This is a genomic window from Chitinophaga varians (assembly GCF_014529945.1).
Taxonomy (GTDB): domain Bacteria; phylum Bacteroidota; class Bacteroidia; order Chitinophagales; family Chitinophagaceae; genus Chitinophaga; species Chitinophaga varians.
Genome location: NZ_JACVFB010000061.1, coordinates 1 through 248, shown reverse-complemented (window position 1 = coordinate 248; position 248 = coordinate 1). Strand labels below are relative to the sequence as shown.

The window sequence follows — 248 nt, the reverse complement described above, 5'->3', positions numbered from 1 at the left end:
CAGGATGGCAGCAATGCCGGTTGTACCAAAGACGTACCGTTCTCCGTACAGATCGACGCTAATCCGACTGTGCAGATTACAGCCGTACCAGACCAGATCTGTAAAGGTGCTACCACTACCCTGTCTATCGACAACAGCAACAATGGCCATAAAATCAGATGGACCCTGGACGGCGTAGCCATCCCTGGTACTGACGACAAGGTGTCTATCACCCACACGCCAACTGTAATTGGAAACAACACCTACAA

The 248-nt window shown here is 50.8% G+C and carries 1 protein-coding gene; it reads left to right on the top strand.

Annotated elements, in window-relative coordinates:
• Window positions 1-248 (top strand): hypothetical protein (locus tag ICL55_RS35050; protein ID WP_188106745.1); only part of this gene is annotated, 248 nt, incomplete at both ends.